The sequence below is a fragment of the Acidithiobacillus concretivorus genome (assembly GCF_018853445.1).
GTDB lineage: Bacteria > Pseudomonadota > Gammaproteobacteria > Acidithiobacillales > Acidithiobacillaceae > Acidithiobacillus > Acidithiobacillus concretivorus.
In genome coordinates, this window is the sequence record NZ_JABELD010000022.1 from 1 (window position 1) to 17,871 (window position 17,871).

Genomic DNA, 17,871 nt, shown 5'->3' on the forward strand with positions numbered 1-17,871 from the left:
CTCTACCTCAAACCCAGCACCCCCTGGAACATTGTCTGGGGTGGACTGGCAGGTGCCCTGCCGCCCCTGATTGGCTGGACCGCCATTACCGGCAGCATCGCCGCCCTCCCAGTGGTTCTGGTCCTACTGGTGTTTGTCTGGACCCCCGCACATTTCTGGCCGCTGGCCATCAACTGCCGGCGCGACTACGCCAAAGCCTGCATTCCCATGCTGCCTTGCACCCACGGCATCGACCGGACCCGCAAGGAAGTCCTGAACTACGCCATTCTCACCTGGATCGTCAGCATGATCCCGGCGTTTTTGACCGGAGACTGGATTTACGGCGGCATTGCCTGGCTCTCGGGAGCCTGGTTTGTGGGCATGGCCTTACGCCTGAAAGCCCTGCCCGAAGGTCAGGAAATGGATCAATACGCCCGCAGCATGTTCGCTTATTCCATCTCTTACCTGTTTTTGCTTTATACTGCCCTGATCCTTGGTAAATTGGTGATGGGTTATGGCTTCTTCTGAAAAACGCCGTGGACGGGTGAAAGGCCCGTCCATGAGTCCGTTGGAAAAACGGGCTGTCAGTGGTCTGAGCTTCATTTATGTCGCGCGCATGCTCGGTCTGTTTATGCTCATGCCAGTGCTGGCTCTGGATAATGATCAGTTACGTTACAGTACACCCCTGTTACTGGGCTTGGCTATTGGGGTTTACGGGCTTGCCCAGGCCGCTCTGCAATTCCCTTTCGGGGCAGCCTCCGACCGCTTTGGACGGAAAAAAGTGCTGGTTTTCGGCATCATCCTTTTTATTCTGGGCTCCTTGCTGGGCGCAGTTACCCACAATATTTATGGCATTATTCTGGCGCGGTTACTGCAAGGTGCCGGTGCCGTGTCCTCGGTGCTTCTGGCTACGGCTGGAGACCTGACTGGCGATCAGCATCGTACTAAAGCTATGGCGGCCATTGGTGGCAGTATTGCTGTTGCCTATGTACTGGGTATCGCTATCGGTCCGGTATTTTACGGACTTTGGGGCTTGACTGGGGTGTTTCTGGTTGCGGCGGCACTGGGGTTGCTGGCGCTATATCCGCTCTGGAAAATTATCCCACCTATTGCTCACGCGCAGCAGAATCGCATGGGCGGCTGGGCAGATGCCATGAAAATGTTCCGCCACCCACCGGTACTCACGGCCAGTGTGGGTATTTTCATTTTGCAGATGGTTCTGGGTGCGAGCTTTGTGGTGCTTTCTCCAGAGCTGGTCAATGCCATGCATATTCCTGAAAGTGGCATTTGGGAAGTCTATTTGCCGGTCATGCTGCTTTCGGTGCTGCTCATGCTGTTTCCGGTAATTTATGCGGAAAAAAACAAGCAACACGGACAGATGCTGATTGTCAGTGGTCTTGCAATTGCGGTCGGAGCCCTGATTATGGGAGTGGAATCTGGAAACTTTTGGCCCGTAGGTATTGGCGCGGTTATTTTCTTTGCCGGCTATAATATTGCTTCGGCGATATTGCCCTCAATGATGAGCCGTAGCACGCTTCCCGAACAGCGTGGGGCTTCCAGTGGTGTTTATTCCATGATGCAGTTTCTGGGTATTTTCGTAGGGGGCGTGTTGGGAGGATGGGGTCTTGGTCTCGCGGGAGACCAAGGCGTATTTTACATTCTCACCGCAGTGGGCATTATTCTGGCTATCCAGAGCTGGAATGGTAAACGCATGGCCTTATTACTTTCTCCGGATAGTCATTCCTGAGCTTCCCGAGCGCAGTTTTTTAGCCGCCAATCAGCAGTGCCAGTGCCCCGAAACCGATGCAGTAGATTCCGAAGGGGCGCAAGGCGGTGACTTCATTTTTGTGAAAGTAATGCATCAGAAACCAGACTGAACCCCAGGCACAAAGTCCAGCGAGGGCCCCTGCCAAAAAAATGGTTCCCAGCAAGCCGCTTTGCATGTGGGCGTGAAAAAGTTTGGGTACTTCCAACGCGCCAGCAGCCGCAATGATCGGTGTTGCCAGTAAAAAGGAAAAGCGGGCAGAGTTTTCATAATCCAGTCCTACGCCAATTCCGGCCACCAGAGTGGCCCCTGAACGGGAAAACCCGGGAATCAGAGCGATGGATTGCGCAAAGCCAATAATGATGGCGCGTATCCAGCTTATGTTATCCAGTGAATGACTGGGATGACGGGAGCGCAGTCGGTCACCCCAGATCAACATGACCCCGTTTACCATCAATGCGACGGCCGCAAAAGTGAAGCCGCCAAAAAGATAGCGGATTTTATGGGCGAGAAGGAGGCCGAGAATGCCCGCAGGAATGGAAGCAACGAATAGTATCCACAATAATCGCGACTGGGGATTGCTGGGCATGCCCCGCGCCCGAACAAAACCACCAATCAGGGCTGCCCAGTCTTTCCAGAAAAACAGCAGGAGGGCGGCGGCGGTGGCAAGATGCAGGACTACCACAAAAGGCAAAAACCAGTCGGCGTCGCGATTGATGGGCCAGTGCAGCAGGGCCGGAACCAGAATGATGTGCCCGAGGCTGGATATGGGAAACAGCTCGGTTACCCCTTGCAGCATGGCCAGCAACAACAGGTAGATATGATGAATCACGATAGGATGCTCTCAGGCTGGTTTTATTCGAAGCGAACGCTAAGAATGGTGTATTCGCGGGCACCCGCAGGCGCATGCACTTCTACCAGATCACCTTCGTGTTTACCGATCAGGGCGCGGGCAATAGGCGAACTGATGGAAATTTTATTTTCCTTAATGTCCGCCTCGGCATCTCCCACAATCTGATAGGTGACTTCCTTGCCTTCTGCGTCTTCCAGCTCGACGGTTGCAGCAAATACAATTTTTCCACCGGTATTCAGCGTTTTGGGGTCTATGACCTGGGCGCGGGCGAGAAAATCCTCTACCTCACGAATGCGTCCTTCAATAAACGCCTGCTGTTCTTTGGCGGCGTCATATTCGGCATTTTCCGAAAGGTCACCCTTGGCACGGGCTTCGGCAATAGCCTCAATGACGGCGGGTCGTTCTACGGATTTCAGCCGTTGTAATTCTTCGCGCAAACGTTGTGCGCCGATGACAGTCATAGGGACTTTATCGCTCATGTTAACCTCTCGTACTGGTTAGTTTTGTTGCAAATCCTGGAGACGAAGAACACTGCGCTCTTCCCGCATCAGGGCACGAATAGCTTCCGCACCCGCAATGGCACCTGCCAGAGTGGTGTAATAGGTCAGGCCCATCTGTAAGGCAGCCCGGCGGATACTGAAGGAATCACGCACAGACTGACGCTCATCCACGGTATTGATGATGATTTGTACTTTACCATTTTTGATGGCATCTACAATGTGCGGCCGACCTTCGGTGACCTTGTTGACCGTGCTGACTTCCAGACCCTGCTGGCGGAGATGTTCGGCTGTCCCTTTGGTGGCGATAAGATGAAAACCCAAGTGGGCCAGGGTGCGAGCAGCAGGGGTGAGTTTGGCTTTGTCGGCATCGCGGACGCTGATAAATACGGTTCCGGAGGATGGAAAATGCTCGCCAGCACCCATTTGCGCCTTGAGGAAAGCCTCACCAAAGCTGGCTCCGATACCCATGACCTCGCCGGTAGATTTCATTTCGGGTCCCAGCAAAATATCCACGCCCGGGAATTTGATGAAAGGAAATACGGCTTCTTTGACGCTGAAATGCGGAGGATTGGGAATTTCAGGGATTCCTTGGGTTTTCAGGCTCTGACCGGTCATGCAGCGTGAGGCAATTTTAGCCAGCTGCCAGCCTGTAGCTTTTGAGACAAAAGGCACGGTCCGTGAAGCGCGGGGATTCACTTCCAGAACGTAAATCCGGTCTTCCTGCACCGCAAACTGGCAGTTCATGAGGCCAACCACACCCAAAGCCAGAGCCAGTTCTACGGTTTGCCGCCGCAATTCAATCTGAATGTTTTCAGGGAGAGAGTAGGGGGGTAAACAGCAAGCCGAGTCGCCGCTATGAACGCCAGCCTGTTCAATATGTTCCATAATTCCCGCAACAATGACCTGGCCATCTTGATCGGCAACGGCATCAATATCCACTTCCAGGGCATCATTGAGAAAGCGGTCGAGGAGAATGGGCTGATCGTTGGAAATGCGGACAGCTTCTTCCATGTAACGCTGCAGGTCTGCCTCAGCGTAAACAATACGCATGGCGCGGCCACCCAGTACATAGGAAGGACGGACAACCAGCGGATAACCCAGTTCCTTGGCTTTGCTCAAGGCTTCCGGAGCACTGCGGGCAATGGCGTTTTCCGGCTGGCGTAATCCCAGGCGCTGCAGCAGTTGCTGAAAGCGTTCGCGATCTTCAGCCAGATCAATGGAGTCCGGAGTCGTACCGATAATGGGGACCCCTGCTGCCTCAAGATCGTTGGCCAGCTTGAGAGGGGTTTGGCCGCCAAACTGAACAATGACGCCTTGAGGTTTTTCTACCGCAACAATTTCCAGCACGTCTTCCAGGGTCAGGGGTTCAAAATAGAGGCGATCAGAAGTGTCATAATCGGTAGATACGGTTTCTGGGTTGCAATTGACCATAATGGTTTCAAAACCATCTGCATGGAGTGCCATGCTGGCATGGACGCAACAGTAGTCAAACTCAATGCCCTGACCAATGCGATTGGGACCACCACCCAAAATCATGATTTTGGGTTTGTTTCCAGGCTCCGCCTCACATTCCATTTCATAAGTGGAGTAGAGATAGGGGGTTGGCGAATGAAATTCCGCTGCACAGGTGTCTACCCGTTTGTAAACGGGTCGAATACCCAGTTTGTGGCGCTGTTCGCGCAGCTGGGATTCCCGGCAGCCCAGCAGTCGGGCGAGGCGACGATCCGAAAAACCCATGGCCTTGAGTGCCCGCAAGTGGGGCGCATCGAGGCTGGACAGCGGCATTCCACGCAGATTTTCTTCCTGTTGCACCAACTCAATAATTTGTTCAAGGAACCAGGGGTCCATATGCGTGATCTGCTGGATTTTGTCCTGATCCCAGCCCCGGCGGACGGCGTCGGCCAAGTACCAGAGGCGATCCGGACCAGCTATGCGCAGCTCCTGCTCCAGCTTCTGCAAGGTCTCCGGATCATTGCCCTGCAGTTTTTCATCCAGTCCATCGACCCCGGTTTCGAGGCCGCGCAGGGCTTTTTGCAGGGATTCCTGAAAACTCCGACCAATGGCCATCACTTCCCCCACAGATTTCATCTGGGTGGTCAGGTGCGCGTCGGCTTCCGGGAATTTTTCAAAAGCAAAGCGGGGTATTTTGGTGACGACATAGTCGATGGTCGGCTCAAAACTGGCAGGCGTAGCCTGGGTAATATCATTGCGTAATTCATCCAGGGTGTATCCCAGGGCCAGCTTGGCCGCAATTTTGGCGATGGGGAAGCCGGTAGCCTTGGATGCCAGTGCGGACGAGCGGGAAACGCGCGGATTCATCTCTATGACAATTAAACGCCCATCCACCGGATTCACCGCAAACTGGACATTGGAACCGCCGGTGTCCACGCCGATGCGGCGCAGGACAGCTATGGAGGCGTCACGCATCCGCTGATATTCGCGGTCAGTCAGAGTCTGGGCGGGGGCTACGGTAATGGAGTCGCCGGTATGAATCCCCATGGGATCCATGTTTTCGATAGAGCAGACAATAATGCAATTATCTGCTTGATCGCGAACTACCTCCATTTCAAATTCTTTCCAGCCAATAATGGATTCTTCAATGAGAATTTCGTGGGTAGGGCTGGCCTCCAGACCCCGCGAGGCAATATCCTCAAACTCCTCACGATTGTAGGCTATGCCGCCACCAGTGCCGCCCAGCGTGAATGAAGGCCGGATAATGACCGGAAAACCAATGTCTTCGGCAATTTGGCGGGCTCCGTCCATATCGTGTCCAAAAGCTGAGCGTGCCACTTCCAGGCCAATTTCCTGCATGGCTTTTTTGAACAGGCCCCGATCTTCGGCTTCGCGAATGGCTTCTACCGAGGCTCCGATCAGGCGCACCCCGAACTTTTCCAGAATGCCTTCACGGTGCAGATCCAGCGCACAATTCAGAGCAGTCTGGCCACCCATCGTCGGCAAAATGGCATCCGGGCGTTCCATTTCGATGATGCGCGCCACCGTCTGCCACTCCACAGGCTCAATATAGGTCGCATCAGCCGTTTGCGTGTCGGTCATGATGGTCGCCGGATTGGAATTGACCAGAATGACGCGGCAGCCTTCCTCGCGTAATGCCTTGCAGGCCTGAACCCCCGAATAATCAAATTCGCAGGCCTGACCGATGACAATGGGACCGGCGCCAATCAGCAGGACGCTGTGAATGTCTGGATGCTTAGGCATGGGTGTGGGCTCCGTATTGATGCATGGCAGCTACGAAATCATCAAAAATGATGCTGGCATCGTGGGGACCGGGTCCTGCCTCTGGGTGTCCCTGAAAGGAAAAAACCGGGAGATTGTTATGGGCCATGCCCTGCAAACTGCCATCAAACAAGGAGGTATGCGTAATACGCACGGAGTCCGGCAAGCTTTGGGCGTCCACCGCGAAACCGTGGTTTTGACTGGTAATGAATACCCGACCACTGCGCAGATCTTTGACCGGATGATTGGCGCCATGATGCCCGAATTTCATTTTGATGGTTTTGGCACCCAAGGCGATGCCGAGTAACTGATGTCCCAGACAGAGCCCAAAGGTGGGAATTTGTGCCGCAATGATTTCGCGCATGGCTTGCTGGGCATAATCGAGGGCGTCGGGATCGCCCGGCCCATTGGAGAACAGCACCCCGTCCGGACGCAGGGCGATGACTTCATCTGCCGGCGTTTTGGCAGGCACCAGAGTAACCCGGCAGGCACGGTCGGCGAGCAGGCGCAATATATTGTTCTTTTTACCAAAATCGTACACCACCACATGATATTGGGGATGGCTGATGGGTTGCGCCTGATAACCCTGTTCAGGCAGGCCGCTCGCAAGAAGCCATTCTGATATTTCTGGCGCCGCCACGTCCTGAACCAGATCCCGACCCAGCAAACCGGGAAATCCGCGCGCGGCAGCCAGGGCTTCGTTTTCATTCACCTCAGTGCCAACCAGCAAAGCCGCATTCTGGGCGCCGCCATTGCGCAGGCGGCGGGTGAGGGCGCGGGTATCAATATCGGCAATGGCAGGAATACCCTGCTGGGTCAGAAAATCGGGGAGAGTCTGGGTACTGCGCCAGTTACTGGGGATACGGGGTAAATTACGCAGTACCAGAGCCGAGCAGAATATTTTTGATCCTTCCATGTCTTCGGGGTTGATCCCGGTATTGCCAATATGTGGATAGGTCAATGTCACAATTTGGCCGCGATAGGAGGGGTCCGTCAAAATTTCCTGGTAACCCGTCATCGCCGTATTAAAACAGATTTCACCGACGGCCAGACCGTTGCTGCCAAAGCCTGTACCCCGGTAGATACTGCCGTCTGCCAATGCCAGGACCGCCTGCACTTTCTCACCTCGTCTACCATGGAAGATGCAAAAAAGGGAGGGTGTCCCCTCCCGCATAGATTGCCCATATTCTAGGGATATGCCGGGCACTGGTCAACGCAGTTGTCGGCACAATCATTCTGAAAAAAGTGGCTTCAGGAAACATTACACAACGATAAGTGCTTGAGTGTGTGGAAATTGATGTTAAGCTTGTGGCCATGATGAGGTGTTCATAATTCTAAAAGGAGTGGTTTCGTATGCGTCGCTTTCAGGGTTCGTTGTTGTTTGCTGGGGTCGTGTTGGCTCTATCTGGCTGTGGTTCAGCGACTAATAATGGCTTGGCGCCGCAAGCTGAAAATGCTTACCCCGTGCCCTCGGCTATTACCACGCCATCCAGCTACAGAGCACCCGCGCCCATCTTGCAGGTCCCTGCCCAGCCCCTGTCTCAGCCTAAAACTTTAGCCACGCCTTCAGTGCCCAGTGTGAATTATTCATCAACGACTTTGCCCTTGACGCCTCTGGCATCATCTACCTCCGCCTTGACCAGTGCCGCAAAATCTATCACCCAGCCCGTCACCAAGACGGTGGAAAATGCCAGAAATTCTGCAAATCAGGCAGTGAGCAGTGCCCAGGGCGCAGTGCAGCAGCCGTTCAACACGGCATCAACGTCTTCCTTTTCCGGGAAGTGGCAGCAAGATATGGTCAAAGCTCGACAGGACAGCGCCAAATGTGCCGCTTTAAGTTCGACAGCGCAAAGTGACTGCTGGCAGAATGTGTCAGCTTGGGCGAAAGCGCGCGCCACGCAGTATCAGAGCATGAGTGCCACAGCGACCGGTGCTCAGGCTCAGCAAATGCAATCTGCCTCCAAATTTTTTGGTGCAACTGGTGAATGGGCCAGCGCCTGTAGTTCTCTCAGTGCCCAGTCTTGCGCGGAGTCACCGCTGATCAGCAAAATGCAGCAGTGGAAGGCTTCAGTGGGCATCTCTGGAACCACTGCAGGGCAATAAAATTTGCAGACTGCTGAAAATCTGCCATTCCGTTTTCTTGGTGGGCGACGACTTAGATGGACATGAATCACTTCGCGCTGGTTTCCCTGATTAGTCTGGCTATTACCCTGGCGGTGGCGACAACGGGGTCGCTGTTTCGGCCGGATGCTTGGTATACGCGCCTCCAGAAGCCTAAGGGCACACCTCCACCCTGGGTTTTTCCGGTGGTCTGGACGCTGTTGTATATCATCATGGCTTTTGCGGCAGCGTTGATTTATGTCAGCCCGACAAGTCCGTTGCGAACAGCGGGTTTGTCTTTGTATGGCCTGCAGTTGCTCTGTAATGCCGCATGGTCATGGTTATTTTTTGGACGGCATCAGATGCTTTGGGCCCTGGCAGACCTGGTTTTGCTTCTGCTCCTGGTATTGGCTTGTTTCCTGGTTTTTATGTGGATCACGCCGCTGGCCGCCGGGTTGTTGGTGCCTTATTTACTCTGGCTTTGCGTGGCTCTGTATCTGAATGCCGCGACCTACCGCCTGAATCGTTTTTCCTGATGCGGATCATGCGCAATCCGGAAAAAACCATGGTTCAGGTGGCTGATCTGAACGTGCAGCTGACGCGTAAGGTCATCAGGAATTTGCGCATTATGGTTTATCCCCCTGACGGGAATGTAAGAGTCAGTGCCCCCTGGGCGATGACCGATGGCGACATTCGTGCGGCCATTCTGGCCCGTTTGTCCTGGATCAAGCACCACCAGCAGCAATTTCAGCATCAGACTCCGTCACCGACTCTGGAATATCAATCCGGCGAAACCCATTCTTATTTGGGACAGAACTATATACTCCGGGTGCATGAAGTGGCTGGTCGCGGCCGTATTGAATTGCGCGAAGCTGCCTTTATGGAGATGTACTGTTCGCCCGAAGCGGCACACGCTGAACGACAGGCCTTGCTCCACAAGCATTACCGTCAGGCACTGAAAGACCGCATTCCGAAAATTGTTGCCCACTATGAACCGATTCTGGGTGTGCAGGTGGCCGAGTGGGGGGTTAAACGCATGCGCACTCGCTGGGGTACCTGCAACATCCGCGCGCGGCGCATCTGGCTTGGCCTGGAGCTTGCCCGCTACGCAGAAATTTGTCTGGAATACGTGGTGTTACATGAAATGGCTCATTTACTGGAGCGCCTGCACAATGATCGTTTCAAAAGCATCCTCGATGCAGCCATGCCGGACTGGCGGCAGGTGAAAAATCAGCTCCGCTCGGGTTCTGCCCCTTCTTGCTGAAGGTTCCTGATGCTTACGCCGAGATAACTACTATAATCCTTTGACGACCAGCATTATGGTGGCTCAGGTAATTTGAAAGAGGAGACAATTATGCAAAACCAGCGATCAAAGCAATTACTCATTATTTCCATCAGCTTGGGTCTTGGTTTGGGGGTGATGCAGGAGGCGGCTCAGGCAGCAATTACTGCAGCGGCCACCGCTGCGGTCGGGCACTACCAAGCTCTCACGGGTAATCCGAGTGGCAGCTATCAGATTGATCCAGAGCATTCCGCTGCTTACTTTACCATTGGTCATGTGGGTATTGGCCCCTTTAGCGGTCGTTTTAACAAGATTTCTGGTACTTATACCGTCAACACTCAAGATCCGGCCAAAGACATGGCCAAAATTGTCATCCCGGCGGCCAGCATTTTTACAAATTTCGCCCCTCGCGATAAATATCTCCGTAGCCCGACCTTTTTTGATGTTAAAAAATATCCTGATGTGACTTTTGTCAGCACCCGTTATCAGCCAACCAGCAAAACGACGGGCGATCTCTATGGCAAGTTGACCCTGCATGGTGTCACTCGGGCGATGATGTTTCGTGTCAAGGAAACCGGCGCTGGCGATGTGAAATATCTTCCCAAGCCCTGGGGGGGCTATTTGTCTGGATTTGTTGCTGTTACCACCATTGAGCGCAGTGATTACGGCATGAAAGCCTATCTGCCTGAAGGGCTCTCCAACAAAGTCCATATCCGGGTAGAAATTGAAGGTAAAAAAATCGCCTGATGGATCCATCCTGAAATCGGTGTAGAGCAACGACGTTATAATGCGGCTGCGCCCACAGCCGTTTTTTTCTTGCAATTAATTAGACGGCTAAGTATAAGTGTGCGAAGTATATAAAAACCAAGCTGGGAGTGGATCATGTCAGACGATCAGTTACAGCAGGATTTTGCACTGGCGTTGCATGATACGGCGCGAGCCTGGCGACACGCCTTGGATCGCCGTCTGAAAGGCTTGGGTCTGAGCCAGGCCAGCTGGTTGAGTATCGCTTATCTGGCGAAAGCCCCCGCACCAATGACTCAAACCGAGTTGGCCCATTGTCTGTCGGTAGAACAACCAACCGTGGTGGCTATGCTCGATCGGCTGCAGCGCGCGGGACTGTTGCGCCGGGAAATAGACGCCCATGATCGTCGCATCCGCCGCGTGCTGCTGACACCAGAGGGTGTTGAGGTGTATGCGGAAGTTCGGCGCGTGGCGATGGACTTCCGCCATGAAAAACTCAAACAACTGGACGTAGAGGTACTACGCCAGATAACCGGAGTCCTGCAGCAACTGCAAAAGACGTTGGAGGATCCCATTCCATGAGCACGGCATCTGTCCCCATAGATGCTGCAGGGCTGAACCGTCCGTTGATTACCCTGGCCATCATGCTCGCCACCATCATGCAAACGCTGGACAGCACCATCGCCAATGTGGCTTTGCCCCATATGCAGGGCAGCTTGTCGGTTTCGCTCAATCAGATCGGTTGGGTGCTGACATCCTATATTGTCGCAACTGCCATCGCCACACCTTTGACCGGCTGGCTGGTAGACCGCTTTGGTAAGCGCAATATTTTCCTGGCCTCAGTAGCCGGCTTTACCCTGGCCTCCATGTGGTGTGGTATTTCCAGCTCCTTGTTCGAAATTGTCATTGCCCGGGTTTTTCAGGGCGTATTTGGTGCTGCCCTGGTGCCGCTTTCACAAACCACCTTGCTGGATATCAATCCCCGGGAAAAACAGGGCTCGGCCATGGCATTGTGGGGTATGGGGGTCATGGTGGGTCCGATCGTCGGCCCGACTCTGGGTGGCTGGCTGACCGACAGCTTGGGCTGGCGCTGGGTTTTTTTTATCAATGTTCCAGTAGGTATCTTGGCACTCTGGGGTATCTGGAAGTCGTTTCCGGCCGATACGCCGGGACGCGGCATGCGCTTTGATATGGCCGGTTTTGTGAGCCTAAGCCTGGCCATTGGCGGTCTGCAATTATTGCTGGACCGGGGACAACAACTGGATTGGTTCAGCTCGGTGGAAATCTGGGTGGAAGCCTATCTGGCCGGTTTCGCGGCTATTTATTTTATCTGGCATACCTGGCGCACGCCTCCCGAGCACTCGTTTTTTGATTATCGTCTCATTTTGAATCGCAATTATGTGACCGGATTACTGTTCATTTTTATCGTCGGAGTGGTGCTTTTTGCATCGCGCGCCCTGATTCCCACCATGCTGCAGGATCTGATGGGTTACACGGCTGAGGCTGCCGGGTGGGTAACGGCTCCCAGTGGTTTAGGCACTATGCTTGCTATGCTTATTGTAGGTCGGCTGGTGGGTAAAGTGGATTTGCGCTTGTTGCTGGCTATCGGTTTTGGCGTAACGGCTTTTTCTCTTTGGGAAATGCAGGGTTACAGCCTGGTGATCAGTCAGAGTGATGTGATTTGGCCCGGTGTCTGGCAGGGTCTGGGTATTGGTCTGGTGTTCGTGCCATTGAGTACTGCTACTTTCGCCACGCTCAGTCCTCAGATGCGCGCCAACGGTACGGCCATATATAGTCTGGTCCGCAATGTCGGCAGCAGTCTGGGGATTTCTTTAGTCGAGACCCTGCTGACCCGCAATACTCAAATTGCGCATGCTACGCTGGCGGCGCACATTGATGGTCGCAACCCGGGTTACGGAAACCCTGCTGTTGCAGAATTGTATAATCCGCATTCAAGTATGGGGCAAATGTTGCTCAATAATGAAATTACCCGGCAGGCCAGCATGATTGCCTATATAGATAACTTCTGGCTCATGTTGGTAATGACGCTGGCGATTTTTCCATTGTTGTTGATTATTCGCACACCAAAACGGGAGGCAGCGGCACTGAAATAGGTCGCGTCATGTGAGAGGATTTTTTGAGGAGAAGCCGATGTTCCAGAAAGTGATGGTCGCTTACGATGGAAGTGTCTCTGGAGGCATCGCTCTGGAGCAGGCAACAGATATTGCAGGCCTCACGCAGGCCGAACTGCATTTGTTTGGCGTCATTGTCAGTACCGGCGGTATGGCGATGGCACAAGCAGCAGGTGCCGAAGATATGCTGGGTAGGGAAGGGGAGGCTATACGTACCCGGCTGGACGAGGTCGCTACAAAACTTCGTGCGAATGGCCTGAGCGTGCATACCCAAGCGGTTGAGGGGAGCCCCGCTGAAGCCATTGCCCAATATGCCCGACAAATCCACGCTGATTTACTGGTGATTGGTCATATTCCCCAATTTTCTTTTGGTCACTGGCTGGAAGGATCTGTTGCCAAAGCTCTTCTGAGAAGTTTGCCCTGTAGTATTCTGATCGCAAAAAAACTGATAAAACATCCAAATGAATGATCGTTTATGTGATTAAAGAACATCTAACATTTTGTTTCTGAAGTCGTTAAAATCAATGGCATGAAATGCTTGCATGTATTAAAGCAAGCATTAGCCATAATTTCGATGACTGCTGAATAAGGAAACAAAGTGTATGATCCCTCAGAACAATTCGCTTGAAACGGGTAATAGTGTTAAAAGTTATGATCGTCATTTAATATCGGCAGAAAAGCGTATATCAGAAAAATTTAAAATTAAAAAACGATTATTGTTAGGCGGCTATTTGCTGATAGGTTTGTTTTTTTATCAAGGAGCAATGGCCACACAATACGCCACTTCATTCGACTGTACGACTGCAAATACCGTAACAGAACAGGTGATTTGCCAGGATCAAAAATTGGCAAGCCTGGATCTGCAAGTGTCCCATGAATATGATGAATTGGTAAACAATATGAAAAAAAGTGGAAATCATCAAAAAAATCTCAGTTATCTCCTTGTCTCTCAGGAAAAATGGAAAAAAGAGAAAATCCAGTGCAAAGATGATAGTTTCTGTATAACAGATGCTTATGGAAAACGTTTAGCGGAGCTAGATGCTTGTTATCATTAGAACTATAGATCTTGCACCTTGAGGATTATCAATGGCGCTTTGTCCGGTCACCTTTGATATTCTATGGGTCTTGTGAAAGATTGCGCTCAGATTTGAGGAATACAATTCATGAGATATGGCGTCTATAAAGACAAGCAGGAATTTTTCTGTAAATATCGGCAACATTTGGGTGGGATATTGCTGATAAGTATTTTTTTCTCCCAGCTTGCACATGCAACTCAATATACCACTTCTTACAACTGTAAAACAGCAAAAACTGAAACTGAAAAAGTGGTTTGTCAGGATGCGCAGCTGGCAAAAATGGATCGACAGGTATCCCATGATTATAATCAATTGACGAATAGAATGAATAGAGAAGGAAATTATCATCAATCCTTAAATAATGTGACTACAACCCAGTCTAAATGGAAGGAAGAAACGCTCCAGTGTAAAGGTGATATTTTTTGCCTAACGGATGCCTATGGCAAACGACTGGCTGAGTTGAATTATTGCTACAGAAGTGACAAAGCCATTGCAGTAGCTGCAGTTGCTGACTGTACCCCGCTGGACCGGGTGGATTATCATTTTATTCAGAAATCCGAAGGCATGATGTATGATTTTTATGTGCCCGGGGCGTTTGGAACCAATGTTGCGACAGGTGAGAATCTTGGGCCGCGATACAAGAAAGATAAAAAAACGGGAGAAAAGTACCAGAAAGCGATAGGCAATAGTGGTGTTACGGTAGGTGAAGGTGTAGACCTGGGACAGCAAACGATTGGAGGGTTGAGACGGTATATGGAGACCGAACAAAAGAAATATGGTAAGCCTGATGATGTAAATATTGAATTAATATTAGATAAAGTCAGGCCATTTATTGGTAAAACAAAAAATTTTGCGATATCTTTATTAAATGACTATTACAGCGATAATGGTAAATATCCTTATATGAGCGAAGAAAATGCCAAATTTATTTCTTCAGCGGTGAGGCATGGTTACGCTGAGGATGCCGCAGCATTGTTCAAGAAGAACTCTTTTTCAAATATGAATTTTTGGTCTATGCCTGCTTCTGTACAAACTGTTTTGACAGATATGAAGTTTCATTCCTACATATCCAGTGTTGCGCATCTCTTTTATCAGGCTGACTGGTTGGGTGCAGCAAAAGAACTTGAAAATCTCGCTGTTGGAAAATATGCAAAATATAAAAGTCGTTTTCTTGCGCGGGCACAAATGCTGCGAGATGCTATTAGTTATCATTCGTTACCAACGCAGGGAGACCCTTGTGCACCAGCCAAAGCGCCCCTGGCCTATAATGAAAATCCTGTTTTGCAACGTGTGTTGCGAAATCTGGACTGGGCATAGCACTTTGAATTTGTACTAATCTGGAGATCGCAATAGATGAAAATATCCTCTTTTATGGCACAATTTACAGCTTTGCTTCTCAGTTTGGGTAGCATGGCTCATGCGGCCGACGATTCCTTGAATTGCCCAGCAATTGCGGCAAGAACACCTGATAGCATTACAACTACCTGCAAAGGTCCTCTTAGTCCTATTCAAAAGGCAATTTGTGAATATAAGCCTAAAAAATGGACAGACAATCTGCCACTATTGGATAGTACGGTAGGGGTTAGTTACGTTCGTGATCTGCGATCAGCGGGTGTTGGTACAACCGTGTGTAGGCAGTTGGTCAACGGTCATAAAACCTATCAGGTCGCCTTGCAGCAATGTGGTGATAACGGCAACTGTGTGCTTCAGGTGATGCGAAAGTGGTCCTGGGATCTGGCAAAAATAGAAAAATCCCTGCGCGTACCCATTAAAATGTCCAGTCTGCAGCAGTTTGCCGGTAAGGCGTATATTCAGGATGGGTCTACAACGGTTCCTCTGTTGGAACGGCTGAAGCAAGGGATGGATTTGTTTCCGCTGCCACGACTCGCATTAAAAAATGGCAGCGAGTTGATCTGGGGCTTCCAGCCGCATAATGCGCAAGTGCAGTCCCTGATGATTCTTAATCATCAAGGCGATGTGCAGGTCATGGGTCTGGTTGATAATCTTTATCTTGGTATGTCTGGTGGGCAGGCCCCTGCTGGCTTGGATTCTGAAGCTCGCCTATCTCTTTTAGTCAGGAATCCGGCAGCGCTCAGAGAAAATCTTCCAGCCATTCATGCCTGGGCGGCGGCAAGTTTGCTGGGTTTTAATCAGACTTGTCCCGGCAAGGATCAACAGGCTTGTCAGGCAGCCATGGCGCAGACACTACCCATCAAGGCTTATAATCTGAACTGTAAGGTAAAATCTCAGGGGAACATTTTGGTGGATCATTGTGCCTTGCCATTGCCCTCCGTAAAAAACGATGTTTCCCCGGGCTTATTCTGGCAATGACGCATATCGGAGACTGTTTGGCTGAAACTCAGCTGACTCTGCTCAGAAATTACTCTGGCAACTGCATGGTCACGCAGTGCAGGCTGCCATGTTGGCGGGCGAGTTCCAGGCAGGGGATAGGCACAATCTGGCGGTCTGGAAAAGCCGTTTGAAGACGCTGGATGGCAATATGATCTGCAGGATCATCATAGACGGGGAGCAAGACCGCGCCATTGAGGATCAAAAAATTGGCATAAGTCAGAGGCAAGCGATTGTCCTCCTCATCCCATTGCGCCTGCGCCCAGGGGAGCGGAATCAGGTGGTAAGCCTGCCCATCATAACTGCGCAGGGCGCTGAGTTCCGCAGCCATTTGCTGCAAGGCGGCAAAGTGACTGTCGTTGGGATCATCACAACTTTGATAGGCGATGGTATGCGGATTGCAAAAACGCGCCAGGGTATCAATGTGTGCATCCGTATCATCGCCTTCCAGATGCCCACTATGCAGCCAGAGTACGCGCTGCATGCCAAGCTGCTGGCATAAGCTGGCTTCAATTTCCGCAGCCGACCATTGCGGATTGCGATTGGCGGAAAGCAGGCAGGCGCTGGTCGTCAGCAAAGTGCCATGACCATCACTTTCAATGCTGCCGCCTTCCAGCACCATTCCCGAAATTTCCAGAGCACATTCGCCAAAAGCCTGTTGGGCATGGAGATGGCGCGTAATCTGATTGTCCAGGTCGGCGCGAAACTTGAGGCCCCAGGCATTAAAGCCAAAATCAAGCAATTTACGTTCCCCTGCCGGGTTGGTGAGGGTGAGTGGTCCATGATCACGCGCCCAGGAATCATTGCTGGGCACCAGATACAGATGGCAGTGGGTCATGTTGGCGTGCGCCTTTTCCAGACGCTGTTCACAATCCCGTAAACTTTTGCGGTCATGGCAGGCCACCAGTAGATGCTCGCGCAGACTGATTTCCCGGGCAATTTGCACAAAAACCGGAAGGACCGCATCCAGTCGGGGTGCCCAGTCGCTTTCGGGATGGGGCCAGGTCAGTTGCACCCCCCACTGCGGAGCCCATTCGGCGGGGAGCGTATAGTTAGACTGCATAGTGAATTCCTTCCAGGGGGCGATGCCTATATCATAGGCAATTCGGGGGTTTCCGTCAGCCATGCAGGCAGGCTAAACTGTCCGCATGGCGCATTCCAGCGAACGTTTAGATCATCTGCTCTCCCGACTGGGTTATTGTAGTCGCTCGGAAGTACGTGATTTGCTGCGCGAAGGGCGCGTGTCAGCAGATGGAATGCCGCTGCGCAAGGCTGCTACCAAGGTAGATCCAGCCAGTGTGCAGATAGATGAAGAAGCGCTGGATCATCCTTATCCCCTCTATGTGCTGTATCACAAACCCCTCGGTAAGGTCTGTGCGCATGATGATCCTCGTGCCATTTATCAGGATTTTCCACCGCGATGGCGTTACCGGCGACCCAGCTTCAGCAGCGTCGGACGTCTGGATCGGGAAACCAGCGGCGTGTTGTTGCTGACCGATGACGGAGACTGGCTGCATCGTTGGACCAGTCCCCGCTATGACATTCCGCGCCGGTATCGAGTAACTTTGCAAAATCCTTTGCAGGGCCATGAAGCCGACATACTGGCTTCGGGCACCTTGCTGCTGGAGGGAGAGCAGAATCCTTGCAAAGCGGCAGAAATGATCCCGCTCGGCATGACTGAACTACAATTGACCCTCCATGAAGGACGTTATCACGAGGTGCGGCGTATGTTTGCGGCTTTGGATAATCTGGTGCTCAGTCTGCATCGCGAAGCATTCGGACCTTTTACCCTGGACGATCTGGCACCAGGGCAGTGGCGGGAACTCAGCGAAATCGAACGGCAAAGGGAGTCATAAA

Annotated in this window: 18 protein-coding genes; 13 read left to right on the forward strand and 5 right to left on the reverse strand. The window is 51.9% G+C overall.

From position 1 onward, the window contains the following. Together HJG40_RS03235 and HJG40_RS03240 are read left to right on the forward strand one after the other, a co-directional pair. Nucleotides 1-507: UbiA family prenyltransferase (locus HJG40_RS03235; protein ID WP_215862866.1), on the forward strand; the 507-nt coding region annotated here is incomplete at its 5' end. 31 nt (nt 508-538) lie between these two features. Beyond that, the gene (locus HJG40_RS03240; protein ID WP_215862910.1) at nt 539-1,726 is read left to right on the forward strand and encodes an MFS transporter; all 1,188 of its coding nucleotides are present in this window, start codon (nt 539-541) and stop codon (nt 1,724-1,726) included. 19 nt (nt 1,727-1,745) lie between these two features. Here the strand turns inward: HJG40_RS03240 and HJG40_RS03245 are convergent, their stop codons facing one another. From HJG40_RS03245 to carA, 4 genes are read right to left on the reverse strand one after another with little or no spacing between them, the layout of a single operon-like run. Continuing rightward, on the reverse strand, nt 1,746-2,576 hold the full coding sequence (locus HJG40_RS03245; RefSeq protein ID WP_215862867.1) for an undecaprenyl-diphosphate phosphatase: 831 nt from the start codon (nt 2,574-2,576) through the stop codon (nt 1,746-1,748). 23 nt (nt 2,577-2,599) lie between these two features. Further along, a complete protein-coding gene (gene greA / locus HJG40_RS03250; RefSeq protein ID WP_215862868.1) occupies nt 2,600-3,076 on the reverse strand; it encodes a transcription elongation factor GreA in 477 nt (158 codons plus the stop codon). 18 nt (nt 3,077-3,094) lie between these two features. Continuing rightward, nucleotides 3,095-6,313, reverse strand: a complete 3,219-nt coding sequence (gene carB / locus HJG40_RS03255; RefSeq protein ID WP_215862869.1) for a carbamoyl-phosphate synthase large subunit — start codon at nt 6,311-6,313, stop codon at nt 3,095-3,097. After that, nucleotides 6,306-7,448, reverse strand: coding sequence for a glutamine-hydrolyzing carbamoyl-phosphate synthase small subunit (gene carA, locus HJG40_RS03260; protein ID WP_215862870.1), 1,143 nt, complete (start codon nt 7,446-7,448; stop codon nt 6,306-6,308). The genes carB and carA overlap by 8 nt, the downstream gene beginning before the upstream one ends. 236 nt (nt 7,449-7,684) lie before the next feature. Between carA and HJG40_RS03265 the strand changes: the two genes are divergently transcribed. From HJG40_RS03265 to HJG40_RS03310, 10 genes are all read left to right on the forward strand, one after another. Beyond that, entirely contained in the window at nt 7,685-8,434 is a 750-nt protein-coding gene (locus HJG40_RS03265) for a hypothetical protein (protein WP_215862871.1), read from the forward strand. A gap of 56 nt (nt 8,435-8,490) precedes the next feature. Next, on the forward strand, nt 8,491-8,967 hold the full coding sequence (locus HJG40_RS03270; protein WP_215862872.1) for a TspO/MBR family protein: 477 nt from the start codon (nt 8,491-8,493) through the stop codon (nt 8,965-8,967). 8 nt (nt 8,968-8,975) lie between these two features. After that, on the forward strand, nt 8,976-9,695 hold the full coding sequence (locus HJG40_RS03275; RefSeq protein ID WP_226856991.1) for a M48 family metallopeptidase: 720 nt from the start codon (nt 8,976-8,978) through the stop codon (nt 9,693-9,695). 90 nt (nt 9,696-9,785) lie between these two features. Continuing rightward, complete coding sequence (locus HJG40_RS03280; protein ID WP_215862874.1) at nt 9,786-10,460, forward strand: YceI family protein; 675 nt, start codon at nt 9,786-9,788, stop codon at nt 10,458-10,460. Nucleotides 10,461-10,595: 135 nt separating this feature from the next. Then, a complete protein-coding gene (locus HJG40_RS03285; RefSeq protein ID WP_215862875.1) occupies nt 10,596-11,039 on the forward strand; it encodes a MarR family winged helix-turn-helix transcriptional regulator in 444 nt (147 codons plus the stop codon). Next, nucleotides 11,036-12,571: a DHA2 family efflux MFS transporter permease subunit gene (locus tag HJG40_RS03290; protein WP_215862876.1), complete on the forward strand. Its 1,536-nt coding sequence runs from the start codon at nt 11,036-11,038 to the stop codon at nt 12,569-12,571. The genes HJG40_RS03285 and HJG40_RS03290 overlap by 4 nt, the downstream gene beginning before the upstream one ends. A 37-nt stretch (nt 12,572-12,608) precedes the next feature. After that, nucleotides 12,609-13,058, forward strand: coding sequence for a universal stress protein (locus HJG40_RS03295; protein WP_215862877.1), 450 nt, complete (start codon nt 12,609-12,611; stop codon nt 13,056-13,058). 133 nt (nt 13,059-13,191) lie between these two features. After that, nucleotides 13,192-13,644 (forward strand): lysozyme inhibitor LprI family protein, encoded by a 453-nt coding sequence (locus HJG40_RS03300; RefSeq protein WP_215862878.1) that lies wholly within the window; start codon nt 13,192-13,194, stop codon nt 13,642-13,644. A 108-nt stretch (nt 13,645-13,752) separates the two neighbouring features. Then, nucleotides 13,753-14,982, forward strand: coding sequence for a pesticin C-terminus-like muramidase (locus tag HJG40_RS03305; RefSeq protein ID WP_215862879.1), 1,230 nt, complete (start codon nt 13,753-13,755; stop codon nt 14,980-14,982). Between the two features lie 309 nt (nt 14,983-15,291). Then, a complete protein-coding gene (locus tag HJG40_RS03310; RefSeq protein ID WP_215862880.1) occupies nt 15,292-15,996 on the forward strand; it encodes a hypothetical protein in 705 nt (234 codons plus the stop codon). Between the two features lie 49 nt (nt 15,997-16,045). Here HJG40_RS03310 and HJG40_RS03315 read toward each other — a convergent pair whose 3' ends face one another. Then, entirely contained in the window at nt 16,046-17,077 is a 1,032-nt protein-coding gene (locus HJG40_RS03315; RefSeq protein WP_215862881.1) for an agmatine deiminase family protein, read from the reverse strand. A gap of 85 nt (nt 17,078-17,162) precedes the next feature. Between HJG40_RS03315 and HJG40_RS03320 the strand changes: the two genes are divergently transcribed. Beyond that, the gene (locus HJG40_RS03320; protein WP_215862882.1) at nt 17,163-17,870 is read left to right on the forward strand and encodes a pseudouridine synthase; all 708 of its coding nucleotides are present in this window, start codon (nt 17,163-17,165) and stop codon (nt 17,868-17,870) included. Nucleotide 17,871: the final 1 nt, after the last annotated feature.